This is a genomic window from Cyanobium sp. Aljojuca 7A6 (assembly GCF_024346455.1).
Lineage (GTDB): Bacteria > Cyanobacteriota > Cyanobacteriia > PCC-6307 > Cyanobiaceae > Cyanobium.
Genome location: NZ_JAGQCY010000003.1, coordinates 221,371 through 242,274, shown reverse-complemented (window position 1 = coordinate 242,274; position 20,904 = coordinate 221,371). Strand labels below are relative to the sequence as shown.

Below are 20,904 nucleotides of genomic sequence, written 5' to 3'. Positions count from 1 at the left end.
GACAGGCTTGAGTCTTGAGTTACTGGATGGGCCACATCAAGGTAGGCATCTGATCAGCTCCATCGTGCGAAAGGAATCAGGGCAATCCGAAGTGGGAAAGCCTCGGTCAGCCTGGCTGCCATAGCCTACGGAGCAGACGGATCAACGACTTGAAGGACCTCACCATGAGTCTCTTCAGCTCCCCGGGGGCTCGGTGAAGTGCGTCGATGATGTCATCGATTCGATGCATGAAGGTCTGCCTTGATCTCAGCAGAAAGAGCCACAAGAGTCTGGGGATAGGCGGTTCAGGCTCACACAATGAGCCGTGATCAATCCCAAGACGATCAAACGAACACAGGATCGTGGGTATCTCCAGTTGATATTCTGATCGGAGGAATGATCGCACATAATCGTACTTGCCCTCCAGGAGATGACCTGCGTTATGAAAGCCGCCCATTTGCTTGGCCTCGTAGGCTCGCAATGATCTCCTTGAAAAGTCTGTCAAGCGACCGGAAAGCTTCTGCCTGCAGTATTGCCTATGAAAACGATAGGGTAAATAGTGGAATTCAAAATAGATAATTGCAGTTTTCGCCTGACCGGCCCCAAGTCGCGAACGTCCCTTGTGATAACCCAGATCAAGATAATCACAAGCTCCATTGGCAAAAAAGCATTTCCGGCTAGACGTCGGGATTGAGTAGAAGTTTTGTCGGTAAGGATGATTCCAATATTTGTGCTGAATAACAAGCACGTCCGCACTGCCTTTGTAAGGCCGCAATGCCTCTTCGATATCCTTTCGACAACAGGATGGTCCGGATTCCGTTTGGCAAGCGAGAAATTCATCGCAGTCAAGCGGAAAGTAGAAATCAAAGTCCTCTTCGCGGTCTAACCTCTGAATCAAATCAGCGATCAAAGCTCCCTTCTCAAGGAAGTTCCTAACCGTTGAATACTCCCAGAAGATCCTGACTCCACTACTCTCTGCTTCTTTGAGAACTTGAATCACAGAAGAGATGGTCGAGCCATTATCAAAAATGAATAAATTCTCCTTACCGACCATCTCAGCATGATAACGAATCCATGCTTCGAGCAGAATGGATTCGTTTTTCTGCATCATCACGCATGCGATGTTCATAACTCCCTTGTCACCTCCTCAGCAATAGCGTCAGACAAAAGCTAAGACAGGCCGAAAGCAATCTCCGACTCCGCCGCTTGGGGAAAGAGCGGATCACCCTTCATTTGTCCCTGGACTGTCATAGGAACCAGCGGGCCAGGGCCGACACGTCCTCATCGCCGTGCCCGGCTGCGATCAGGTCGTCCTCCATCGCCGCCACCTGGCGCGCCACCGGCAGCTCCAGGCCAGCGGCGGCGGCGGACTCCAGGGCGATCGCCAGATCCTTGCGGTGCAGGCGCACCCGGAAGCCGAGCGGGAATTCGCCCCGCAGCATCAAACCACCGCGGTGCTCCAGGGCCCAGGAGCCGGCGGCCCCATCCACCAGCGCCTGACGGACCTCCTCCATCGGCAGCCCCAGACGCTGCCCCAGGGCCAAGGCCTCCGCCACCGCCGCATAACAGCCCGCCACCAGCACCTGGTTGACGGCCTTGGCCTCCTGGCCGGCCCCCACCGGGCCGAGGTGGGTGATCGTCCGGCCCACCGCCTCCAGCAGGGGCCGGGCCCGCTCCAGGTCGGCGGCCGCTCCACCCACCAGCACCGAGAGGGTGCCCGCCTGGGCCCCCTCGGTGCCACCCGTCACCGGCGCATCGAGATAGGCCACGCCGCGCTCGGCCAGGGCAGCGGCCATGGCACGGGAGGTCGCCGGCGCGATGGTGGAGACATCCACCACCAGGGACCCGGGCACCAGGCCCGCCAGGGCGGCGACGCCGTTGTCGCCCCCCTCACCCAGCAGCACCGCCGCCACCGCCACGTCGTCGCTCAGGCAGAGCACCAGCACAGCGGCGCCCTGGGCCGCCGCCGCCGGTGTGGCCGCGCGACGGGCCCCGGCGGCGGCCAGGGGCAGCTCCCGGTCCCGCTGGCGGTTATGAACCGTGAGCGCAAAACCCTTCGCCAGCAGGTTGGCCGCCATCGGAGCTCCCAGCGCCCCCAGGCCGATGAAACCGACGGGTAGGGACATGGCCTGGTGGTCAGACGTTGAACAGGAACTCCATCACATCCCCCTCGGCCACCACGTACTCCTTGCCCTCGCTGCGCAGCCAGCCCCGGTTGCGGGCCTCGGCCAGGGTGCCGGCCTCCAGCAACTGGCCGTAGGAGATGGTCTGGGCACGGATGAAGCCCCGCTCGAAATCGGTGTGGATCACGCCGGCGGCCTGGGGGGCGGTCATGCCGGCGGTGATCGTCCAGGCCCGGGTTTCCTTCTCGCCCGTGGTGAAGTAGGTGCGCAGACCCAGCAGGCGATAGGTGGCGCGGATCAGGCTCTGCAGGCCGCCTTCGTTCACCCCCAGCCCGGCCAGATAGTCGGAGCGCTCCTCAGCGGCCAGGTCGACCAGTTCGGCCTCCACCTGGGCGGAGATGCGAACGGCTTCGGCCCCCTCCCGGGCGGCCAGGGCCTCCACAGCGCTCACCCAGGCGTTGCCGCTGGCGAGGTCGTCCTCGCTCACATTGGTGGCGTAGATGATCGGCTTGGCGGTGAGCAGGCCGAGGTTGCGCACCAGGGCCTGCTCCTCCTCGCTCAGGGACACCCGGCGGGCGGCACCGCCCTGCTCCAGTTCGGCCTGCAGTCTGGCCAGGGCCGCATCTTCGGCGGCGGCCTCCTTGCTGGTGCGCGTCTGCTTCTTGAGACGGTCGCGCCGCTTCTCGATCTGGGCCAGGTCCGCCAGCCCCAGTTCCAGGTTGATGATCTCGGCATCCCGCTCCGGATCGACGCTGCCGGAGACGTGGATCACGTCGTCGTCGTCGAAGCAACGCACCACGTGGACGATCGCATCCACCTCGCGGATGTTGGCCAGGAACTTGTTGCCCAGCCCCTCCCCCTGGCTCGCCCCCTGCACCAGCCCGGCGATGTCCACGAATTCCACGCGCGTCGGCACGATCTCCTTGGAACGGGAGAGATCGGAGAGCTTCTGCAGGCGCTCATCCGGCACCGCCACCACCCCCACATTGGGTTCGATGGTGCAGAACGGGAAGTTGGCCGCCTGGGCCTGGGCGTTGGCCACCAGGGCGTTGAAGAGGGTCGACTTGCCCACGTTGGGCAGCCCGACGATTCCGGCTTTGAGCATCGGCGAAATCTAGGGGTCACCGTGCCAGGCCCCTTTCGGTCTCCCCCCGTCCACAACAGCGGCCCAGGCGAGCGAAACTGATGGCAGCGAAACGCCGGCCCATTCCCGCCATCACCCCCCTGCCGCCGGCTCCAGCTCCCACCCGGAGCCCGTCGCCACCGGCCGCCCCCGTCGGGGCCAAGCGTCGTGTCCGTCGTCGCGTCTGGATTGGCCTGGTGGTGGGGTTGGCCCTGCTCGCCTCAGCCGGACTCTGGCAGCGGCAACGGCTGCAGACGGGGCGCGACCTGGCCCCCTTCACCGTGGTCGCCCGCGAAGGATCCCTGCCCGGAGTGATCACCGCCAGCGGTGAACTGGATGCCGTCCAGCGGGTGAATGTCAGCCCCAAGCGGCAGGGCATCCTGGTGGAGCTGCTGGTCGACGAGGGAGACACGGTGCGCAAGGGCCAGCCCCTGGCCCTGATGGACGACGGCGACCTGCTCGACCGGTTGACCGAACTGCAGGCCAACGTGCTGTCGGCGCAGGCCGAACAACGCCGCAGCGACAGCGAGCTGCGCCGCAACGAACCCCTGTTCCGCCAGGGGGCGATCAGCCTCAACGACATGAACCGCTTCCGGGCCGACGCGGAAGTCCGACGGCTGGCCACCTCTGCGGCCCAGCAACGGCTCGAACAACGGCAGGTGGAGAAAAGCGAGCTGACCGTGAGAGCCCCGTTCGACGGGGTGATCAGCCAGCGTTACGCCGAGCCCGGCGCCTTCGTCACCCCCACCACCACCGCGTCGGCCACCGCCGGCGCCACCAGTTCCTCGATCGTGGAACTGTCCGAGGGCCTGGAAGTGGTTGCCAAGGTGCCCGAGAGCGACATCGGCAGGCTCAAGGTGGGCCTGCCCGCCAGCGTGCGCGTCGATGCCTTCCCTGACCGGCGCTTTGACGCCCGGGTGCGTCAGATCGCCCCCAGGGCCGTCAAGACCAACAACGTCACGTCCTTCGAGGTGAAGCTCCAGCTCGTCGATCCAGCCCCGGAACTGCGCATCGGCATGACCGCCGACATCGACTTCCAGACCGGCACCCTCCAGGCCAGGACCGTGGTGCCCACCGTCGCGATCGTCACCGAGGACGGCCGCCCTGGGGTGCTGCTGGTGGGCAAGGGTCAGGAACCCACCTTCCAGCCGGTGGAGCTCGGCTCCAGCAGTGGCAAGGACACCCAGATCCTCACGGGCCTGGAGAGCGGCACCAGGGTGTTCATTGATCTGCCCCCCTGGGCGAAGAAGCGTCCCTAAGCGGCGGCGACCCCCAGGTAGCGGCGTGCCGCCTCCACAATCCGGCCGCTGGCCGCACCATCGCCAAAGGGATTGTGGGCGTGGGCCATGGCTTGGTAAGCCTCCTGATCGTCCAGCAGGCGACTGGCCTCCGCCAGGATCACCGCGCTGTCGGTGCCGATCAGCTTCGCCGTGCCGGCCGCCACCGCCTCGGGCCGTTCGGTGGTGCGGCGCAGCACCAGCACGGGCTTGCCCAGGGCAGGCGCCTCCTCCTGCAGACCACCGGAATCGGTGAGCAACAGGGTGCAGCCGCGCATCGCCGCCACCAGGCGGTCGTAGTCGAGGGGTTCGGTGAGGAAAGCGCGGGGATGGGTGCCGAGCAGGGCCTGCAGGGGCTCACGCACCGTGGGATTGCGGTGCAGCGGCAGCAGCAGGGCCGTGTCAGGAAAGCGTTCCAGCAGAGCCAGGAAGCCCTGGCCGATCTCAAGCAGCCGCTCTCCCCAGTTCTCACGACGGTGCACGGTGGCCAGCAGCACCCGCTGGTTTTGCCAGTCGAGCCCGGGCAGGTCCCATTCGGGAGCGGTGCGGGCCATCAACAGCAGGGCATCGATCACCGTGTTGCCGGTGGTGAGGATCTCGCCCACCACCCCTGAGGCCTTCAAGTTCGCCGCCGACTGGGCCGTGGGGGCGAAGTGGAGCCGGGCCAGCTGGGAGATCAGACGCCGGTTCGCCTCCTCCGGAAACGGATCGAGCAGGTCGTTGGTGCGCAGGCCGGCCTCCACATGGCCGACGGGAATCTGCTCGTAGAACGCAGCCAGGGCACTGGCGAAGGCCGTGGTGGTGTCGCCCTGCACCAGGACGAGATCCGGGCGATGCGCCTCAAACTCCTCCTTCAGGCCCTGCAATGCCGCACAGGTAACATGGGTGAGGGTCTGCTTGGGAGCCATCAGGGCCAGGTCATGGTCGGCGCTGAGGCCGAACAGGCGCATCACCTGGGTGACCATCTCGCGGTGCTGCCCCGTGAGCACCACCCGGGTACGGAATTCCTTGGCCCGCTGAAAAGCCAGGATCACCGGCGCCAGCTTGATGGCCTCCGGGCGCGTGCCCAGAACGATGCTGACCAGGGGCTGTGGGGACACGGGCCGAAGCAGGTCCAGCGATCCTAGGGAGCCCCCGATCGACCCTCCCCCATGCGGAGGTCACCGCTCCACGCTGATGTTCCAAGCAGCGAATCCGCACCTAGGATTTGTCGGATAGCCGAACCCTTCAGCTGGGTCGCCCATCCGATTTGCAGCGTTCTTCCACGTCACACGCCCAAGCACCACCACCACCCCCACCGGTGGAAGGGGTAGGAGCGCGGTCGGCTCAGACCCCGCCGATGGCCTCGGATGGTGCATCTCCGACGACGCTGGAGCAGATCGTTCGGGTGGCCTTCGAGCGCAATTTCTCCGATGTTCACCTCGGCGTTGGTGAACAACCCAGATTTCGCCATCGCGGCGACATGATTCTGGCCGGCTTGGGTGTCACCGATGCCGGCACATTCCGAGACTGGTTGCGGGAGATCATGGAACCCTCCCAGATCGACCGCTTCGTCCAGCACAAGGAACACGACGGATCGTTCGCCTTCAGCTTCGTGCGGGTGAGGATCAACCTGCTGGAGTCGCTGCAGGGTCCAGCAATGGTGCTGCGGTTGATTCCCCAGTCCATTCCCACCATCGACGAGCTCAGCCTGCCGCAGGTGCTGAAGGATCTGGCCCAACGGCCCAAGGGAATGCTGCTGGTCACCGGACCCACCGGTTCTGGCAAGAGCACCACCCTGGCTGCGGTGATTGACCACATCAATCGCACGATGAAGCGCCACATCCTCACCATTGAGGATCCGGTGGAATTCGTGCATCAGAGTCGCCAGTCCCTGATCCGCCAGAGAGAACTTGGCACCCATACAAAATACTTCAAGACCGCTCTCAGGGCCGCCCTGAGGGAAGATCCCGACGTGATCCTGGTGGGGGAGATCCGCGATCAGGACACCCTTACCACCGCCATCGAAGCGTCCCAGACTGGGCACCTGCTGCTGGGGACCCTGCACACCAATTCAGCGGTGCGCTCCGTGGAGCGGATGCTGGGGATGTACCCCCCCGATGAACAGGACATCATTCGGCGGTCCGTGGCTGATTCGCTGCTGGGGGTGATCTCCCAGGGCCTGATCAAGACCGTGGATGGGAAACGGGCCTCGTATCACGATGTCTTCATCAACACCGACGCCTGCAAGGACTACATCATGCGCGCCAATCTTGATGAGGTTGAAGCCATCATGGCCCGCAGTGGTTTTGACGGCATGATCACCTCCAACCAATACCTGGCCAATCTGGTTTCAGCCGGGAAGGTTCATCCTGAAGAAGCCCTCGCCGCCAGCCTCAAGCCCGACGAACTGGCCCAGACCCTGCGGGGGCGGACCTGAGCCCTCAGCCTCCGACCAGACGAACCAGCAACAGAACGCCAAGACCGACGGAAAGTCCGAGCATGGCCAGACGGCCATTCCAGATCTCGGCCTGGGGGGTGAAACCGCGACGCCAGGAGTTGAGTTCCTGCTGGGACACAGGCTCCGTGTCGCTGAGCGTTGGATCAATCTGCTCGATGGGCAGGGGATTCGCGGGGGCCATGGGGCCAGACCTTGAGGCGATCAGCCCACATTAAGGGCATCAAAAGGGAGGTTGTGGCGCATAGAGCGTGCCGGCCTGCTCCAGGGGCAGCCGGGCCGCCACCCCCAGGGCGATCCCGCTGCGCCCCCCCGCCTCGAAGCGCTCGATCGCGGCCAGGCCCACCATGGCGGCGTTATCGGTGCAGTAAGTCAGGGGCGCAACGCGCCAGCAGAGGCCCCGGGCGGCGGTGGCCGCGGCCATGAGCAGGCGCAGCCGTCGGTTGGCGGCCACGCCCCCCACCAGCACCACGGTCTTCAGCCCCGCCTCGACGGCGCAGCGGCAGCTGCGCTCCACGAGCACCTCGGCCACCACCTGCTCGAAGCTCGCCGCCAGGTCGGCCACCGGCAGGCTGCCGCCGTCGCGGCTGAGGGTCTGCACCTGGCGGAGCACCGCCGTCTTGAGGCCGCTGAAGCTGAAGTCGTAGGGGTGGTAGCCCCCCTGGGGCAGGGAAACTCTCCCCTTGGGAAAGCGGAAGCGACCTGGATCCCCGTCCTCGGCCACCGCCTCGATCGCCGGCCCGCCCGGGTAGCCCAGCCCGAGCAGCCGGGCCACCTTGTCGAAGCATTCTCCGGCGGCATCGTCGCGGCTGCGGCCCAGGCGGGCGTAGCTCCCCGGAGCCTCCACCTTGACCAGCTCGGTGTGGCCACCACTCACCAGCAGCACCAGGTAGGGCCCCTCCGGCAGGGGGTCACCCAGGTGCACCGAGCAGAGATGGCCCTCCAGGTGGTGCACACCCAAGAACGGTTTGGCATGCAGTCGGGCCAAGGTTCGGGCCGTCACCGACCCCACCAGCAGGGCCCCCGCCAGGCCGGGGGCGACCGTGGCGGCGATGGCATCGAGGTCGGCCATGGCCAGACCGCTCTCCTCCAGCACCTGGGCGATCAGGCCCGGCAACGCCTCCACATGGCGGCGGGAGGCGATCTCCGGCACCACCCCACCCCAGCGGGCATGTTCCTCCATCTGGGAAGCGACGGCCCCCGCCAACACCCGCCGTCCGGACACGATCGCCGCCGCCGACTCGTCACAACTTGTTTCGAGGGCCAGAACCGTGCTCATGCGCCCTGAAGAGCTCCCCTACTGTCCGCACGAGCCATCCTGCCCCGCGGCAGTTCCACCGCGGCCCCTCTCCATGCGCCGTCTTCTTTCCAGCCGTCCGTTCGCCAGCAGGCTTTTCGCCCTGCTCGCTTCGGCGTTCCTGCTCTTCGGCTTCGCTCCTTCGGCCCAGGCCGACATCGGCGGACTCACCCCCTGCAGCGAGACCCCCCGCTTCCAGCAGCGCGCCGCCGCTGCCAGCACCGATCAGGCCAAGGCCCGGTTCGCGTACTACGGGCAGGCCCTCTGTGGCACCGACGGCCTGCCCCACCTGATCACGGACGGCCGCTGGAGCCACGCCGGCGACTTCACGATCCCGGGCCTCCTTTTTCTGTACATCGCCGGCACGATCGGCTGGGCCGGCCGTGGCTACCTGATCGCCATCCGCGGCAGCAAGGACGCCACCATGCGGGAGATCCAGATCGATCTGCCCCTGGCGTTCAAAACCACCCTGGCTGCCGCTGTCTGGCCCCTGGCGGCCCTCAAGGAGTTCACCAGCGGAGCCATGGTGGAGTCCGACTCCAAAGTGACCGTTTCACCCCGCTGATTCCAATAGCCATGAAAAAATTCCTCACCACCGCACCCGTCGTGGCCGCCGTCTGGTTCACCCTGACCGCAGGCATCACGATCGAGGTCTTCCGCTTCTTCCCCGATCTGATCATCCATCCCCTCTGAAGCCTGCACCAGAGGTCTGACCCAATTCCCCCCGGCGGCACTTGGACGGGCCGCCGTTTTCATGGCGGCACTTTCCCCTGGCTGGGGTGTCAGACGGCGTCGCGACATCCCAGCAGCGCCTCCAGCTCCTGCAAGGCCAGATCAAGGTCGCCGTTGACCAGCACCGCATCGAACTCGGCCTCGGCCTCCAGTTCCACCCGGGCCCGGGCCAGGCGCTTCTGGATCGCCTCCTCAGCGTCGGTGCCGCGGCCCCGGATGCGGCGCTCCAGTTCCTCGAAGCTGGGCGGCTTGATCAACAGCTGGAAAGCCGCCGGGAAGGTGCACCGCACCTGGCGGGCCCCCTCCAGCTCGATCTCCAGCAGCACCGGCTGGCCCTGGGCAAGATGCTCCTCCACTGGGTCCCTCGGGGTGCCGTACAGGTGCCCCGCGAAGGCGGCCCATTCCAGGAAGCCCCCACTGGACACCCTTTGCTCGAAGTCGGGCCGCGTCAGGAAAAAATAGTGCTGGCCGTCGATCTCCCCGGCGCGGGGCGATCGGGTGGTGGCCGACACCGACAGCCAGATCCCGGGATGGCGCTGCAGCAGCCTGGCCACCAGGGTCCCCTTGCCCACCCCGCTGGGGCCGGTGATCACCGTGAGCCGACCGGGGCGGGGGGGGGAGGACATGGATCGCTGGCGCTGGGGCGCACAGTAGGGGTGGACCGCACGGAAGCGACAGTGGAGGCGATGGCCCCATCCCTGCCCATCCAGGCCATGGATGTGACCAGCCTGCGCGCCGTGCTGGTCGAGATGCGCCGCGGCCTGCTGCCCAGTCGCTTTGAGAAGGCCCAGCAGCCCGATGCCCATCGGCTGCAGCTCGGCCTGCGCAGCCTGCAGGGAACCCTCTGGCTGGAACTCAGCTGGCTGGCGGAGGCCCCACGCCTGTTGGCCATCGACCCGCCCCTGCGGCTGGGGGATGGCAGCACCCTGGCCCAGCAGCTGCAGCATGGCCTGCGGGGTCTGGCCCTGGTGAGCCTGGAGCAGCTGGGCTGGGAGCGGGTGGTGACCCTGGGCTTCGCCCCCAGGCCCGGTGAGCCGATCGCCAGGCAGCTGGTGCTTGAGGTGATGGGGCGCCACAGCAACCTGTTCCTGCTCGACGAGGACGGGCGGGTGATCACCCTGGCCCGCCAGGTCCGCCAGGACCGCTCGCGCCTGCGGCCGATCGGCACCGGGGATGCCTACGGGCCGCCGCCGCCCATGGCCGGTGAACCTCCCCGGCTCCAGGAGGATTTCGCCTCCTGGAGCCGGCGCCTCAGCCTGCTGCCCCAGACGGTGGGCCAGGCACTGATGGGCGCCTACCAGGGGGTCGGTCCGGCCCTGGCCCGCCAGCTGGCGGACGCCTGGCTGCCGCTGCCGGTGCAGACCCTGCAGGCGGAGCAGTGGCAGGGGCTCTGGCAGCGCTGGCGCCTCTGGCTGGAGACGGTGGAGCAGGAGCGCTTCGCCCTGGCCTGGGGCGGCCCCAGCGACTACCGCTGCTGGGATCCCGTTGCAACGGCCGCCTCGCCCAGCTCCTGGGCGATCAACCGGGGCCTGGCGAGCTACTACACCGATCGGCTGGGGCGTCGGGAGCTGGAGCAGCGGCGGGCGAGCCTGCGGCAACGCCTCCAGAACGCCGCCGTCCGGGAACGTCGCAATGCCGATGAGCAGCAGAGCCTGCTGGAGGCGGTGCCCGGCAGCGAGGCGATGCAGCGCCGGGCCGATGGCCTGCTGAGCCAGCCGGCGCCCTCCCGGGAGGCAATCGACGAAGCCCAGCGCCTCTACCGCCGGGCCCGCAAGCTGCGCCGTTCGGTGGCCGCGATCACCCCCAGGCTGGAGCTGCATCAGCAGCGGCTGGCCGCCATTGACACCAGCCTCACCTTTGTCGAGCAGGCGGAAAACGAGGCGCAGCTCGCCGCCGTCGAGGAGGATCTGCCGGCCCTGCTCCCCTCCCGCCACGGCAAGGGAGCGGGCTCCTCCCGGCGCACGCGGCGCGGTCCGGCCGGCAGCGCTCCGAGCCCCCTGGAGCTGCGCAGCAGCGGTGGCTTGCGGTTGCAGGTGGGCCGCAACCATCGTCAGAACGAGTGGATCAGCCTGCAGCAGGCCCGGCGCGGCGATCTCTGGTTCCATGCCCAGGAGTGCCCGGGCAGCCATGTGGTGCTCAAGGGCTCTGAGGGCACCCCCAGCGAGGAGGACCTGCGGGAGGCGGCCGACCTGGCGGCCCATTTCAGCCGCGGCCGGGCCAACGGCCGGGTGGCGGTGGTGATGGTGCCGACCGGGGATCTGCAACGCATCGCCGGCGCCGGCCCCGGAACGGTGCGCCACCGCGGCGGCGACGTGATGTGGGCGGTGCCGGAGCGGGCCGCTGGACTCCTGGTGGAGCCCCCTAGGCTGCCGGGATCGGAACGGCCATGAGCGACTCCATCCCCGAGGACAATTTCCCCGGCGAGGTGCAGATGAGCCTGGTGGAGCACCTTGAGGAGCTCCGCCGGCGGGTGCTGCGCAGCTTGCTGGCGGTGGTGGTCGGTGCCGCCGCCTGCCTGGTGGGTGTGCGGCCCTTGGTGAAGCTGCTGGAGGTGCCGGCGGAAGGGATCCGCTTCCTGCAGCTGGCCCCCGGTGAATTCCTGTTCGTGTCGTTGAAGGTGGCCGGCTACGCGGGGCTCACTCTGGCCCTGCCCTACGTGCTGTTCGAGATCCTGGCCTTCGTGCTGCCGGGGTTGAGCCGGCGGGAACGGCGGCTGGTGGCCCCCGCCGTCGCCGGCTCCACGGTGCTCTTCGCCGCTGGTCTGGCCTTTGCCTGGTGGGCCCTGGTGCCGGCCGCCCTGCGCTTCCTGGTGTCCTACGGCGCCGACGTGGTCGAGCCGATCTGGTCGATCGAGCGCTACCTCGATTTCGTGCTGCTGTTGATGGTGGCCACGGCCCTGGCCTTCCAGCTGCCGGTGCTGCAGCTGCTGCTGGGCGCCCTTGGCCTGATCGACTGGCGCACGATGCTGGGCGCCTGGCGCTGGGTGGTGCTGGCGGCGGCCCTGGCTGGGGCGGTGCTGACGCCCTCCACCGATCCGATCACGATGTTGCTGCTCACCGGGGCGATCACGGCCCTCTACCTGCTGGGGGTGGCGCTGGTGGCCCTGGCCGAGGGACTGCGGCCCTCCCCGTCGCCCTCCACCTGAGGCGCCGGCTCAGAGCATGAACTCGCTGGCGCGTCCCGCCGGCAGCTCCAGGGGCAGGGAGAGGGCCTTGCCCAGGCGAGGCTTGTCGGTGGTGGTCTGCAGCCAGTGGCGCACCTGGGCCGCCACGCCAAGGCCATTGAGGGAGCCCACCAGCGCCTCGAGATGCTCCTCGTAGGCCTCGGGGCTGAGCGGGAAGGACTGCTGCTCCAGGTAGCCCCACATCACATGCAGATACAGGCGGCCGCGACGCTGGACAAGCTGCAGGTCATAGGTGGCCTGCCAGCGGCTCCGCAGCAACGCCATCAGTTCCTCCCGGCGAAGCGGCTCAGCTGAGGTCATGGCGGCAGGCACACTCCACAACAGCATGTTGCAGCCGGCCTGCGGCAGGCGCGACTCAGACCCGGCCCGGGAAGGGCAAGGTTCATAATGGGCGCCACGTCAATCGGTCACACCGCGCCGTTCCCTATGACCCAGATTCCTGCGGCCTCCTCGAACGGCGGCGGAGCGGCTGATGTGCCCGGGATGGGCCGCCGGCAGTTCATGAACCTGCTGACCTTCGGCTCCGTCACTGGGGTGGCCCTGGGTGCCCTCTATCCCGTGGTGAACTATTTCATCCCGCCGAAGGCCGCGGGCAGCGGTGGCGGCGTCACCGCCAAGGACGAGCTGGGCAACAGCGTCACCGCCACCGGCTGGCTGGCGACCCACAAGGAAGGCGACCGCAGCCTGGTGCAGGGTCTCAAGGGTGACCCCACCTACCTGCTGGTGGAGGGTGGCGAGGCCATCGGCGACTACGGCATCAACGCCATCTGCACCCACCTGGGCTGCGTCGTGCCCTGGAACAGCGGCGCCAATCGGTTCATCTGCCCCTGCCACGGCAGCCAGTACGACGCCGCCGGCAAGGTGGTGCGCGGACCCGCCCCCCTCTCCCTGGCCCTGGCCCACGTCAGTGTCGAGAACGACAACGTGTTTCTCAGCCCCTGGACCGAAACCGACTTCCGCACCGGCGAGAAGGCCTGGTGGGCCTGATCGGCGCCTGAATCTTTCTCCCCCGCTTCCCTCTCCGACGCCCGCCACCTCCACCCCCATGCGCCGCTTCCTCTCTCCCCTGTTCGGCACCCTGCTCACCCTCAGCCTTTCGGTGGGCGCGCTGCTCCTGGGAGCCAGCCCCAGCTGGGCGTACCCCTTCTGGGCCCAGCAGAATTACGCCTCCCCGCGTGAAGCCACCGGCAAGATCGTTTGCGCCAACTGCCATCTGGCCAAGAAGGCCACCCGGGTGGAAGTGCCCCAGGCGGTCTTCCCCGACACGGTCTTCAAGGCGGTGGTGGAAATCCCCTACGACACCTCGGTGCAGCAGGTGTCCGGCAACGGCAGCCCCGCCGGTCTGAACGTGGGCGCTGTGGTGATGCTCCCTGACGGCTTCACCCTGGCCCCCCAGGACCGCCTCAGCGACGAGCTCAAGGAGGAAACCGCCGGCGTCTACTACACCCAGTACAGCGACGACCAGCCCAACATCCTTCTGGTCGGCCCCCTCCCGGGTGACCAGCACCAGGAAATCGTCTTCCCGATCCTGTCCCCTGATCCCGCCACCGACAGCGCCATCCACTTCGGCAAGTACCAGGTGCATGTGGGGGCCAACCGCGGCCGCGGCCAGGTGACCGTCGAGGGTGAGAAGACCAACAACACCGTCTACACCGCCCCTGCGGCCGGCACGGTCAGCGCCATCAGCGCCGGTGAGAACGGAGCCACGGTGGTGGAGATCACCGGTGCAGGCGGCACCGTCACCGAAACCGTGCCCGCAGGGCCCAGCCTCACCGTTGCGCTTGGCGACGCGGTCGAGGCCGGTGCCCCGATCACCAACGACCCCAACGTCGGCGGCTTCGGTCAGATAGACGCCGAAGTGGTGCTCCAGAACCCGGTCCGCATTTACGGGCTGCTGGCCTTCTTCGCCGCCGTGGCCCTGGCCCAGATCATGCTGGTGCTCAAGAAGCGCCAGGTCGAGAAGGTCCAGGCGGCGGAGGGCTTCTGAGCGTTCTTTTCGGCCTCTTCACCTCCCCGGGACCCCTGCTCTTTCAGCTGGGTCCCGTTTCTGTGCGCTGGTACGGCCTGCTAATCGCCCTGGCGGTGCTGCTGGGCCTGCTCCTGGCCACCCGCCTGGGCCGCATCAGGGGCATCGAGCCCGCCCTGATCGCCGATCTTCTGCCGCTGATGGTGCTCGGTGCCGTGGTCGGCGCCCGCCTCTATTACGTCGCGCTGGAGTGGCGCCAGTTCCACAACAACTGGTTCGATGTCTTCGCCATCTGGCGGGGGGGCATCGCCATCCACGGTGCCCTGATCGGGGGGACGCTGGTCACCCTGCTCTTCTGCCGCTGGCGTCGCCAGGCCTTCTGGCCCTTGCTCGATGTGCTCGTTCCCGCCGTGGCCCTGGGCCAGGCGATCGGCCGCTGGGGCAATTTCTTCAACTCGGAGGCCTTCGGCCTGCCCACCAACCTCCCCTGGGCCCTGACCATTCCGATGGCCAACCGACCGCCCGAGTTCCTGGAGCAGGCCTCCTTTCACCCCACCTTTCTGTATGAGTCCCTCTGGAACCTGGCGGTCTGCGTCCTGCTGCTGCTCCTGTTCCGCCTGGGCAGCCAGGGCCGGCTGCGGCTGCCGGCCGGAGCCCTGAGCTGCGTCTACCTGATGGCCTACAGCGCCGGCCGCTTCTGGATCGAGGGGCTCCGGCTCGATCCCCTCTGCCTGTTCTCCCAGCCGCCCTTCTGCGCCGGTGGCCTGCGCATGGCCCAGCTGATGAGCCTGCTGCTCATCGCCATGGGAGGGGCAGGTCTGCTCTGGCTCTACCGCTTCAAACGTCCACTCCCTGATCCCTCCGGCCTGACCGCATGACAGCCACTGTTCAGATCGTCGGAGCGGGCCCCGGGGCCCCGGACCTGCTCACCCTGAGGGCCGCCAGAGCCATTGAGGCCGCCGAGGTGCTGGTCTGGACCGATTCCCTGGTGAATCCCCAGATCGCTGCCTTGGCACCAAGCGCGTGCGAAACGGTCCGCACCAGCACGCTCACCCTCGAGGAGGTGATGGCCGTGGTGGTCGAACGGGCCAGGCAGGGTCGGCGGGTGGTGCGCCTCCACGACGGGGATCCCTCCCTGTACGGCGCCCTGCAGGAGCAGATCTGCCGGCTGGCCGACGCTGGCCTGGCGGTGGAGGTGGTGCCGGGCCTGAGTGCTTACCAGGCCACCGCCGCCGCCCTCGGCGCCGAGCTGACCATTCCCGGCCGCGTGCAGACCATCGTGCTGAGCCGGGCAGGTGGCCGCACCGGCGTACCGGAGCGCGAATCCCTGGCCCGACTCGCCGCCCTGCAGGCCTCCCTGTGCCTTTACCTCAGCGCCCGCCACGTGGAGGAGGTGCAGAGCGAGCTGCTGCTGCACTACCCGGCAGACACGCCGGTGGCGATCGGCTATCGGGTCAGCTGGCCCGACCAGTGGCTCACGGTGGTGCCCCTGGAGAGCATGGCCCGGGTCAGCCGCGAGCGGAACCTGATCCGCACCACTCTCTATGTGGTAAGCCCGGCGCTGCGGGCGGCTGAGGAGTCCCGATCCCTGCTCTATTCCGCCAGCCACAACCACCTGTTCCGCGGCGGAGCCGAGTGACTCCGTCCAGCCAGCCCTGCCTGCGCCACTGGCGGGGCTGGGTGGGCGCCGACGAAGCCGATGGCTGGCTGGAGCAGTTGCAGCGGGAGGTGCCCTGGAAACAGGAGTGCATCACCGTGTACGGGCGTCGCCATGCAATGCCCCGTCTCACCTGCTGGATGGCGGATCCTGGCTGCGGCTACCGCTACTCCGGGCTGGAGAACACCATCGAATCCTGGACACCGCTCATCAGCGCCATCCGCCGGCGCGTTGCGGCAGCCGCGGACCAGGAGTTCAACTCCCTGCTGCTCAACTATTACCGCAACGGCCGTGATGCCATGGGCTGGCACGCCGATGACGAGCCTGAGCTGGATCCGGACGCCTGCATCGTCTCCCTCAGTCTGGGGGCCAGCCGCACCCTGCGCTTCCGTCCCCGCCAGCGGGACACGGCCCCCACGCTGGCGGTGGAACTGGGGCACGGGGATCTGCTGCTGATGGATCCACCGACCCAGCGGCACTGGCAGCACGGGCTGCCGCGGCGCCTGAAGGTTGACGCCGCCCGGCTCAACCTGACCTTTCGGCTGGTGCGATGGCCGGCCTGAAAACGGGGGTGCTGGTGCCGCCACGGAGGGCGGCCGCGGCGGGCCTCCGGGCGCCGGCAGGACGGCAACAATGGAGACCGTGTACCTCTGAGCGGAGTTCCGAGGGCGATGGCCAGTTCCCGTGGTAGCCGACACCGGCGCCTCCTGCCGGTGCTGCTGGGCGTGACCCTGCTGAGCGGTGGCTGTCAGTTCACCGGGGTGAGCGAAGCCGGCCGGGAGCGCTGCCGCAAACTCAGCGCCGCCGCCGGCAATCCCCCCATGGCAGCTCTCAGCTACGTCCGCTGCCTGCCTGGCTCCGACTCCAGCCTGGCGGCCGAGAAGGCGGCTGACGAGCAGGCGGCTGCGGCCCGAAGGGAAGCCCTGGAGAGCTGCCGCAACCGCCAACGGCAAATCAACACCCTGATGGCCAGCCTGCGCAACGCAGAACAGGCGTTGGCGGCAGCCCGTAACAGCTCCTTCCGCCCCAGTGAGGCGCCACCCGAGCCCCTGGATGCAGGCAAGGAATCCCGCTATCGCCCCGAAGACCAGCGGCTCGACCGGGACCGTTACGAGGCCGCCCTCGGCGCCTGGGAACAGCAGGTGGCCTCCCAGCGAGCCCAGTGGCGCCAGCAGCGCGTCGAACGCATCGCAGCCGCCCAAGGGCAGCTCGACCGGGACGCCCAGGCCCTCAGACAGCTCCAGCCCGATCTGTTCACCGCCCCCGCCAGCATCGAGTTCGACCCCATGGCACTCCAGCGGGTGCGCGCCGGCTGCGACAGCGCCGGCTGAGGGGATTTGACAGTGTGATCGGCGACCGTGTAGGAGGGTTCAGGCCATTGGGCCTGGTCGAAACCCCTGCCGCAGAAAGTTTCTCTTTCAGGCGATGCCGAGGTGCCGACAGTAACGATGGGCGATTAGCACAGCGGTAGCGCACTTCCTTCACACGGAAGGGGTCACTGGTTCGAATCCAGTATCGCCCATGTCTTTCAATAAGTTTTTCGCTTCTTAGCACACTACCAAGCAACTTATTGATCGCTGGTCGCTTACGGCTCCGCTCGTCATACTGCTGGCCATGCAGCGCTTCAAGAATCAGTGCCCTTGTGCAAATCTCCTGCCGCAACCATGGCCGCAGAGGACTGGAGCGCACCGATCCCGCAACTCGTCCAGCTGGGCGAAACGCTCGGCAAGGCACGTCGCGACCAGAACCTCAGCCTGGAGGAGCTGGCCAACCGGCTACGGCTTGGAACCGAGCAGCTGACGGCACTCGAGGCGGGGGACCACACGCACCTGCCGGAAGCGGTGTTCGTGGTGGCCCAGGCCAAACGCGTAGCTGGCGCCCTTGGGATCGATGTCAGCCAGCAGATCAGCGATCTGCAGGGGAGCCGCTTGATGCGCGTCAAGCGGCGCCAGCTCCCCATGACGCCCCTCCTGCGAGGGACCCCCGCCGCCCCCTCCAGCCAAGGCAGGCCCCTCGGCTGGCTATGGGCGGCTGCGCTGCTGCTGGGGGCCGGCGCCGTCGCAATGGCTGCCCTGCAGGGGAAGATCTTCTCCCCCCAGGCGTCTAGGGCCCCATCACCGGCCGCAGCCACCAACCAGAACACGGCCCAGGGCCTGAGCACGGCTCCGAAGCAGGCTCTGGCCGCTGGGGCACCGTCCCAGGAGGCCCCTGAGGCGCTGGTGCTGCAGAGCAACCAGCCCAGCTGGTTGGAGGTCCGCAACGCCAACGGGGTCACGCTGTTCCGCGGCACCTTCACTGGCGAGAAGCGCTTCCCCATGGGGCAGGGCCTCAAGGTGCTGGCCGGCCGTCCAGACCTGGTGACCGCCACCGCCGGCAGCCAGGGTCCCCGGTCCCTGGGACGGATCGATCAGGTGGTGTGGCGCAGCTTCAAGGCGTCGCCTGCCGCACCGTGAGCCTCAGGCCCGTGGCCTCCAGCACCAGATCGGCGCAGGAGCGGAGACTCCATTCCTCCAGGCTCAGGTCCTGGGGGGGCTCACCGGCTTGCGGCGCGTGCGGCTGCAGGCTGATCGTGAAGCCTCGGGTCTGAGCGGTCCGCTCCGCGTCCGCAGACACGCTGATGGCCTCAATGCCGGGGGCGGGCCTGCGGTCGAGGGCAGCCGCCAACCGCAGCAGCAGCCCCATCGTGAACACGGTGTGACGGTGCTGGCCGGCCTCAATCAGCTGCCACGACTCGTGGCGCTTCTTGGGCAGGCCGCGCCGGTGGTAGCGGGCGATCGCCGCCACCATCAGGTGCTCGGATTCGGAATAACCAAGCAGCTCCCCGTGGCGGATCAGGTACCAGGTGTGCTTGTGGTAGGCGGCGATGTTGACGTGCTTACCGCAGGCATGGAGCTGGGCCGCCGCCCACAGCAGGGCCCGGCCGTCGCCGTCGTCATCGTGAAGCAGACCCCGGGTCTGGTCGTAGAGGCTGAGGGCATGGCTGGCCACCCGGTCGGCCCGGCCCGTGTCCACGCCATAGGTGCGGGCCAGGTGCAGCACCGTGCGGCGGCGGATCGTGCTCTGAAAGCTGAAGCGATCGACGAGCAGGCCGTTGCGCAGCATCCAGTCGACGATCAGACCTTCCCGCAGGGCCCGCTCACAGACCACCAGCTCCCGGACCTGGAGGATCTCCATGGTGGTCTGGAGGATCAGGGCGCCGGGAACAATGATCTCCGCCCGCCGTTCGTTGATGGCGGTGAGGGCGCGGCGCTGCTCCGGGGTCATGACCACGAGCCGCTCGACGATGCCATCGAGGCGGGCCCGGCTCAGGCGGTAGCCGTCGAGCTTCAAGGGCGGATTGGGGTCCTGGGCGGAGGCCAGGGCCGCCATCGCCATGGCCGTACCGCTGGTGGCCACCAGCACCGGCTTCTCCCCCGGCCGCAATTCCCGTTTCACCTCGGCGACGGCCGGATCCATCGCCCCCTGGATGTAGGCCTTGAGAAAACCACGGCGGGCCGGCGTCAGGGGGTCCTCCCGGCAGAACTCCCGCTGCAGGCGCACCGCTCCGATGCGGGTGCTGGTGAGGGCGCGGGCATCGCGGCCATCCGCCAGCACCAGCTCGGTGGAGCCACCGCCAATGTCGAGAATGAAGTAGGGCTGATCGCCGAAGGAGAGGCCCGAAAGCACCCCCAGGTAGATCAGTCGGGCCTCCTCCGGCCCGCTCACCAGATCCACCACCAGCCCCAGCTGGTCCTGGAGCCCCTGCAGGAACGAGCGGCCGTTCGGAGCCTCCCGCACAGCGCTGGTGGCGGCGGTGACGATCTGCTCCACCCCATGGCTGGTGGCCAGGTCCCGGCAGTGGCGCAGGGTCAGGTAGGCGCGCTCCATCGCCTCGGGTGTGAGGTCGCCGGAGTCCGGGTCCCTTTCCCCCAGACGGGTGGTGGATTTTTCCGCCAGCACCACCGAGAAACTGCGCAGAACCGGATCGATCGCCGCGACCAGCAGGTGGATGGAATTGGTGCCGATGTCGATGGCCGCCACCCGCCGTTCCGCGGTGCTGGACGTGGCGGGGACCGAAGCCAACGCGGCTGACGCCGGATCGGGGATCGGGGGCATGGGGGTGGGCCCGGGCAGCGGCGGCGCTACTTTGCCACTGGGCATGGGCCTCTCTGCCACTGGGCGTGGGAACGCCGCCCTCAGGAGTTGGATAGGGTGCCGGAATACAACCGTTGCAGGCGGTGAACGTTCCGATGGCGCCAGGCCGGGCCCAGGCCTGGCTGGAGCTGCTGCGCTGGCACAAGCCCAGCGGCAGGCTCATCCTTCTGATTCCCTCCGGCTGGGGCCTGTGGCTGGGACCTGTGGTGCCGCCATCAGGCCTGCTGGTGGGCTGGATCGTGCTGGGAGGCCTGGCGGTGAGCGGCGCCGGCTGCGTGGCCAACGATCTCTGGGACCGGCGCATCGATCCCCTGGTGGAGCGCACCCGCCACCGGCCCCTGGCCGATGGCCGCCTCGGGGTGGGCACCGCCACCGTCCTGCTGCTGCTCTGCCTGGTGGTGGCCCTGGCGGCCCTGCTGGCCCTGCCGGCCACCAGCAGGGTGCTGTGCGTGGGGCTCGCCCTGGCCACGTTGCCCCTGGTGCTGCTCTACCCCTCCGCCAAACGCTGGTTCGCCTATCCCCAGCTGGTGCTGGCCCTGTGCTGGGGCTTCGCCGTGCTGATCCCCTGGGCGGCCGCCCAGGGGGGCCTGCGGGGTGCGCTGGGGGGCTGGCCCCTGCTGCTCACCTGGCTGGCGGCAGTGAGCTGGACCTTCGGCTTCGACACCGTCTACGCCATGAGCGACCGGGACGACGACCGGAGCCTCGGGGTGCGCAGCAGTGCCCTGAGCCTGGGGACCCAGGCGCCCCTGGCGGTGGCCCTCTGCTACGGACTCACCTGCGCGGCCCTGGCCCTGGCGGTGCTGCTGCAGGGGCGGGCGGGTCTGCCGTTCTGGCTGCCCTGGGCCGTCGCCGCCCTGGCCATGCAGCAGCAGGCAGCCCGGCTGCGTCGCCCCGACCTGCCCCGCAGTGCCTACGGCCGCCACTTCGCCGTCCAGGTGTGGCTTGGCGCACTGCTGCTGCTGGCCGTGATCCTCTCCACCAGCGCCTGATCCGCC

Annotated in this window: 23 protein-coding genes and 1 tRNA gene; 15 read left to right on the top strand and 9 right to left on the bottom strand. The window is 68.1% G+C overall.

Annotation, left to right across the window (positions count from 1 at the left end; all coding sequences use genetic code 11):
- Positions 1 to 106: 106 nt before the first annotated feature.
- The 3 genes from KBY95_RS04540 to ychF form a co-directional block, all read right to left on the bottom strand.
- On the bottom strand, positions 107 to 1,090 hold the full coding sequence (locus KBY95_RS04540) for a glycosyltransferase family 2 protein (protein ID WP_254963732.1): 984 nt from the start codon (positions 1,088 to 1,090) through the stop codon (positions 107 to 109).
- A gap of 136 nt (positions 1,091 to 1,226) precedes the next feature.
- Positions 1,227 to 2,105 (bottom strand): NAD(P)-dependent oxidoreductase, encoded by an 879-nt coding sequence (locus KBY95_RS04535; RefSeq protein ID WP_254963639.1) that lies wholly within the window; start codon positions 2,103 to 2,105, stop codon positions 1,227 to 1,229.
- Between the two features lie 10 nt (positions 2,106 to 2,115).
- Complete coding sequence (gene ychF / locus KBY95_RS04530) at positions 2,116 to 3,207, bottom strand: redox-regulated ATPase YchF (protein ID WP_254963637.1); 1,092 nt, start codon at positions 3,205 to 3,207, stop codon at positions 2,116 to 2,118.
- Positions 3,208 to 3,287: 80 nt separating this feature from the next.
- Between ychF and KBY95_RS04525 the strand changes: the two genes are divergently transcribed.
- Positions 3,288 to 4,484 carry an efflux RND transporter periplasmic adaptor subunit gene (locus tag KBY95_RS04525; RefSeq protein ID WP_254963635.1) on the top strand — a complete coding sequence of 399 codons (1,197 nt, stop codon included), beginning with the start codon at positions 3,288 to 3,290 and terminating at the stop codon, positions 4,482 to 4,484.
- Here the strand turns inward: KBY95_RS04525 and wecB are convergent.
- Entirely contained in the window at positions 4,481 to 5,602 is a 1,122-nt protein-coding gene (gene wecB / locus KBY95_RS04520; protein ID WP_254963633.1) for a non-hydrolyzing UDP-N-acetylglucosamine 2-epimerase, read from the bottom strand. The genes KBY95_RS04525 and wecB overlap by 4 nt on opposite strands.
- 239 nt (positions 5,603 to 5,841) lie before the next feature.
- Here wecB and KBY95_RS04515 point away from each other — a divergent pair, with 239 nt between their 5' ends.
- Complete coding sequence (locus tag KBY95_RS04515) at positions 5,842 to 6,921, top strand: type IV pilus twitching motility protein PilT (RefSeq protein ID WP_254963631.1); 1,080 nt, start codon at positions 5,842 to 5,844, stop codon at positions 6,919 to 6,921.
- A 4-nt stretch (positions 6,922 to 6,925) separates the two neighbouring features.
- Here the strand turns inward: KBY95_RS04515 and KBY95_RS04510 are convergent, their stop codons facing one another.
- A complete protein-coding gene (locus tag KBY95_RS04510; RefSeq protein WP_254963630.1) occupies positions 6,926 to 7,123 on the bottom strand; it encodes a high light inducible protein in 198 nt (65 codons plus the stop codon).
- 39 nt (positions 7,124 to 7,162) lie between these two features.
- The gene (gene tsaD / locus KBY95_RS04505; protein ID WP_254963628.1) at positions 7,163 to 8,218 is read right to left on the bottom strand and encodes a tRNA (adenosine(37)-N6)-threonylcarbamoyltransferase complex transferase subunit TsaD; all 1,056 of its coding nucleotides are present in this window, start codon (positions 8,216 to 8,218) and stop codon (positions 7,163 to 7,165) included.
- 73 nt (positions 8,219 to 8,291) lie between these two features.
- On the opposite strand from tsaD, the gene KBY95_RS04500 reads away from it, so the two are divergent.
- Positions 8,292 to 8,801 (top strand): Photosystem I reaction center subunit III, encoded by a 510-nt coding sequence (locus KBY95_RS04500; protein WP_254963627.1) that lies wholly within the window; start codon positions 8,292 to 8,294, stop codon positions 8,799 to 8,801.
- Between the two features lie 11 nt (positions 8,802 to 8,812).
- On the top strand, positions 8,813 to 8,929 hold the full coding sequence (gene psaJ, locus KBY95_RS04495) for a photosystem I reaction center subunit IX (protein ID WP_015110760.1): 117 nt from the start codon (positions 8,813 to 8,815) through the stop codon (positions 8,927 to 8,929).
- Between the two features lie 89 nt (positions 8,930 to 9,018).
- Here the strand turns inward: psaJ and gmk are convergent, their stop codons facing one another.
- Positions 9,019 to 9,594, bottom strand: a complete 576-nt coding sequence (gene gmk / locus KBY95_RS04490; protein ID WP_254963625.1) for a guanylate kinase — start codon at positions 9,592 to 9,594, stop codon at positions 9,019 to 9,021.
- Between the two features lie 60 nt (positions 9,595 to 9,654).
- Between gmk and KBY95_RS04485 the strand changes: the two genes are divergently transcribed.
- Both KBY95_RS04485 and tatC read left to right on the top strand, forming a co-directional pair.
- Positions 9,655 to 11,358 (top strand): NFACT family protein, encoded by a 1,704-nt coding sequence (locus KBY95_RS04485; RefSeq protein WP_254963624.1) that lies wholly within the window; start codon positions 9,655 to 9,657, stop codon positions 11,356 to 11,358.
- Positions 11,355 to 12,113: a twin-arginine translocase subunit TatC gene (gene tatC, locus KBY95_RS04480; RefSeq protein WP_254963622.1), complete on the top strand. Its 759-nt coding sequence runs from the start codon at positions 11,355 to 11,357 to the stop codon at positions 12,111 to 12,113. Before KBY95_RS04485 ends, tatC begins: the two co-directional genes overlap by 4 nt.
- Before the next feature lie 9 nt (positions 12,114 to 12,122).
- Here the strand turns inward: tatC and KBY95_RS04475 are convergent, their stop codons facing one another.
- Positions 12,123 to 12,452, bottom strand: a complete 330-nt coding sequence (locus tag KBY95_RS04475) for a DUF3067 family protein (RefSeq protein WP_254963620.1) — start codon at positions 12,450 to 12,452, stop codon at positions 12,123 to 12,125.
- Positions 12,453 to 12,578: 126 nt separating this feature from the next.
- Here KBY95_RS04475 and petC point away from each other — a divergent pair, with 126 nt between their 5' ends.
- From petC to KBY95_RS04435, 8 genes are all read left to right on the top strand, one after another.
- Positions 12,579 to 13,139: a cytochrome b6-f complex iron-sulfur subunit gene (petC, locus tag KBY95_RS04470; RefSeq protein WP_254951030.1), complete on the top strand. Its 561-nt coding sequence runs from the start codon at positions 12,579 to 12,581 to the stop codon at positions 13,137 to 13,139.
- Positions 13,140 to 13,197: 58 nt separating this feature from the next.
- Positions 13,198 to 14,139: a cytochrome f gene (gene petA, locus KBY95_RS04465; RefSeq protein ID WP_254963619.1), complete on the top strand. Its 942-nt coding sequence runs from the start codon at positions 13,198 to 13,200 to the stop codon at positions 14,137 to 14,139.
- Positions 14,136 to 14,996 (top strand): prolipoprotein diacylglyceryl transferase, encoded by an 861-nt coding sequence (gene lgt, locus KBY95_RS04460; protein WP_254963730.1) that lies wholly within the window; start codon positions 14,136 to 14,138, stop codon positions 14,994 to 14,996. Before petA ends, lgt begins: the two co-directional genes overlap by 4 nt.
- Complete coding sequence (cobM, locus tag KBY95_RS04455) at positions 14,993 to 15,757, top strand: precorrin-4 C(11)-methyltransferase (protein WP_254963617.1); 765 nt, start codon at positions 14,993 to 14,995, stop codon at positions 15,755 to 15,757. Before lgt ends, cobM begins: the two co-directional genes overlap by 4 nt.
- Entirely contained in the window at positions 15,754 to 16,338 is a 585-nt protein-coding gene (locus KBY95_RS04450) for an alpha-ketoglutarate-dependent dioxygenase AlkB (protein WP_254963615.1), read from the top strand. Before cobM ends, KBY95_RS04450 begins: the two co-directional genes overlap by 4 nt.
- Before the next feature lie 108 nt (positions 16,339 to 16,446).
- Positions 16,447 to 17,106 (top strand): hypothetical protein, encoded by a 660-nt coding sequence (locus KBY95_RS04445; RefSeq protein WP_254963614.1) that lies wholly within the window; start codon positions 16,447 to 16,449, stop codon positions 17,104 to 17,106.
- A gap of 119 nt (positions 17,107 to 17,225) precedes the next feature.
- A tRNA-Val gene (locus tag KBY95_RS04440) sits at positions 17,226 to 17,297 on the top strand.
- Between the two features lie 142 nt (positions 17,298 to 17,439).
- Positions 17,440 to 18,228 (top strand): helix-turn-helix domain-containing protein, encoded by a 789-nt coding sequence (locus KBY95_RS04435; RefSeq protein ID WP_254963613.1) that lies wholly within the window; start codon positions 17,440 to 17,442, stop codon positions 18,226 to 18,228.
- Here KBY95_RS04435 and KBY95_RS04430 read toward each other — a convergent pair.
- On the bottom strand, positions 18,203 to 19,870 hold the full coding sequence (locus KBY95_RS04430) for a Ppx/GppA phosphatase family protein (protein WP_254963611.1): 1,668 nt from the start codon (positions 19,868 to 19,870) through the stop codon (positions 18,203 to 18,205). The two genes, KBY95_RS04435 and KBY95_RS04430, sit on opposite strands and share 26 nt — an antisense overlap.
- Positions 19,871 to 20,004: 134 nt before the next feature.
- Here KBY95_RS04430 and KBY95_RS04425 point away from each other — a divergent pair, with 134 nt between their 5' ends.
- Positions 20,005 to 20,898: a 4-hydroxybenzoate polyprenyltransferase gene (locus KBY95_RS04425; protein ID WP_254963610.1), complete on the top strand. Its 894-nt coding sequence runs from the start codon at positions 20,005 to 20,007 to the stop codon at positions 20,896 to 20,898.
- The last annotated feature ends 6 nt before the right edge of the window (positions 20,899 to 20,904 follow it).

Coding starts and splice junctions, on each gene's coding strand:
- KBY95_RS04540 (WP_254963732.1), bottom strand. CDS start 1,090: ATGATGCAGAAAAACGAATCCATTCTGCTCGAAGCATGGATTCGTTAT.
- KBY95_RS04535 (WP_254963639.1), bottom strand. CDS start 2,105: ATGTCCCTACCCGTCGGTTTCATCGGCCTGGGGGCGCTGGGAGCTCCG.
- ychF (WP_254963637.1), bottom strand. CDS start 3,207: ATGCTCAAAGCCGGAATCGTCGGGCTGCCCAACGTGGGCAAGTCGACC.
- KBY95_RS04525 (WP_254963635.1), top strand. CDS start 3,288: ATGGCAGCGAAACGCCGGCCCATTCCCGCCATCACCCCCCTGCCGCCG.
- KBY95_RS04515 (WP_254963631.1), top strand. CDS start 5,842: ATGGCCTCGGATGGTGCATCTCCGACGACGCTGGAGCAGATCGTTCGG.
- KBY95_RS04510 (WP_254963630.1), bottom strand. CDS start 7,123: ATGGCCCCCGCGAATCCCCTGCCCATCGAGCAGATTGATCCAACGCTC.
- tsaD (WP_254963628.1), bottom strand. CDS start 8,218: ATGAGCACGGTTCTGGCCCTCGAAACAAGTTGTGACGAGTCGGCGGCG.
- KBY95_RS04500 (WP_254963627.1), top strand. CDS start 8,292: ATGCGCCGTCTTCTTTCCAGCCGTCCGTTCGCCAGCAGGCTTTTCGCC.
- psaJ (WP_015110760.1), top strand. CDS start 8,813: ATGAAAAAATTCCTCACCACCGCACCCGTCGTGGCCGCCGTCTGGTTC.
- gmk (WP_254963625.1), bottom strand. CDS start 9,594: ATGTCCTCCCCCCCCCGCCCCGGTCGGCTCACGGTGATCACCGGCCCC.
- KBY95_RS04485 (WP_254963624.1), top strand. CDS start 9,655: ATGGCCCCATCCCTGCCCATCCAGGCCATGGATGTGACCAGCCTGCGC.
- tatC (WP_254963622.1), top strand. CDS start 11,355: ATGAGCGACTCCATCCCCGAGGACAATTTCCCCGGCGAGGTGCAGATG.
- KBY95_RS04475 (WP_254963620.1), bottom strand. CDS start 12,452: ATGACCTCAGCTGAGCCGCTTCGCCGGGAGGAACTGATGGCGTTGCTG.
- petC (WP_254951030.1), top strand. CDS start 12,579: ATGACCCAGATTCCTGCGGCCTCCTCGAACGGCGGCGGAGCGGCTGAT.
- petA (WP_254963619.1), top strand. CDS start 13,198: ATGCGCCGCTTCCTCTCTCCCCTGTTCGGCACCCTGCTCACCCTCAGC.
- cobM (WP_254963617.1), top strand. CDS start 14,993: ATGACAGCCACTGTTCAGATCGTCGGAGCGGGCCCCGGGGCCCCGGAC.
- KBY95_RS04445 (WP_254963614.1), top strand. CDS start 16,447: ATGGCCAGTTCCCGTGGTAGCCGACACCGGCGCCTCCTGCCGGTGCTG.
- KBY95_RS04435 (WP_254963613.1), top strand. CDS start 17,440: ATGGCCGCAGAGGACTGGAGCGCACCGATCCCGCAACTCGTCCAGCTG.
- KBY95_RS04430 (WP_254963611.1), bottom strand. CDS start 19,870: ATGCCCCCGATCCCCGATCCGGCGTCAGCCGCGTTGGCTTCGGTCCCC.
- KBY95_RS04425 (WP_254963610.1), top strand. CDS start 20,005: ATGGCGCCAGGCCGGGCCCAGGCCTGGCTGGAGCTGCTGCGCTGGCAC.